The organism is Bartonella sp. AP72JLCBS (assembly GCF_042195705.1).
Lineage (GTDB): Bacteria > Pseudomonadota > Alphaproteobacteria > Rhizobiales > Rhizobiaceae > Bartonella.
On the sequence record NZ_JBHIOU010000102.1, the window covers coordinates 1 to 748 of the forward strand.

2 protein-coding genes are annotated in these 748 nt (G+C 49.6%); one reads left to right on the plus strand and one right to left on the minus strand.

The genetic code is table 11. The features are described 5' to 3' along the window. Positions 1-7: 7 nt before the first annotated feature. Positions 8-541: a hypothetical protein gene (locus ACFILO_RS09610; RefSeq protein WP_375678228.1), complete on the minus strand. Its 534-nt coding sequence runs from the start codon at positions 539-541 to the stop codon at positions 8-10. Here ACFILO_RS09610 and ACFILO_RS09615 point away from each other — a divergent pair. Then, the gene (locus tag ACFILO_RS09615; protein WP_375678229.1) at positions 523-672 is read left to right on the plus strand and encodes a hypothetical protein; all 150 of its coding nucleotides are present in this window, start codon (positions 523-525) and stop codon (positions 670-672) included. The genes ACFILO_RS09610 and ACFILO_RS09615 overlap by 19 nt on opposite strands. The last annotated feature ends 76 nt before the right edge of the window (positions 673-748 follow it).

The following is a 748-nucleotide window of genomic DNA, read 5'->3' on the forward strand; positions in this document are numbered from 1 at the left end:
TTCATACTTACGAGTCCATCCAGCAGTTCAGGAAGATTCTTAATATCTTCTGTTCGAATATGTCGTGACCCGTGAATCCGGCATATCTTTTCTTCTTTGGAACAAAATTCTTCTGCATGTCATCGATCTGTTGATTTGCATGGAGTGTCTTCTCAGGTTGAGTGATCGTTGTTTGCTGGTTGACATCTCCTTGCCCTTCGTTTGCAGCTTCTTTATTTTCGGTAGCTGCTGCAATGTCTTTATCAGACTCCGGTACTGCCACAGAGTCTTTATTCGGTGACGGTGCCGGTAACGGCACAGCGTCTTCATTCACTTCAACTGTCACTGTGGGCTGAATTGTGTCTACCTTCGTGTGGCAACTATCGGATGCCACAGCCAGTGGCTCGAATATGGGGGGTTCACTGGCAAGGGATTCAATAATCCTGTCGACATCGCCAGTGACATCGTCAGGCGGACACACATCCATTGCAGCCGGCGGAACCACCGCTTGTCCTTTTTCCAATGGCGCGGTCGGAGCTAAAGTTGGCTGAGCCTCCGCCATTGTTGGTTCCACCACAATTGGTGCTTCTGTTGCATCGACGTCACCCGACGACGGGAGAGACATTGTTGGTTGCCTCCACGCAAGCCTCTTCCTGCGCGGTATTAATTCGAATGCTTGTGCAAATGCAATAAGGTTCCTGCCGACAATTGCTTCCGGTAGCTTTTATCACCGTAGCACAGGATCCTTGGGGTCTTGCCAAAATGCAAC

Excerpts from the sequence above, each read along its gene's own strand:
- ACFILO_RS09610 (WP_375678228.1), bottom strand. The coding sequence starts at position 541 with ATGGCGGAGGCTCAGCCAACTTTAGCTCCGACCGCGCCATTGGAAAAA.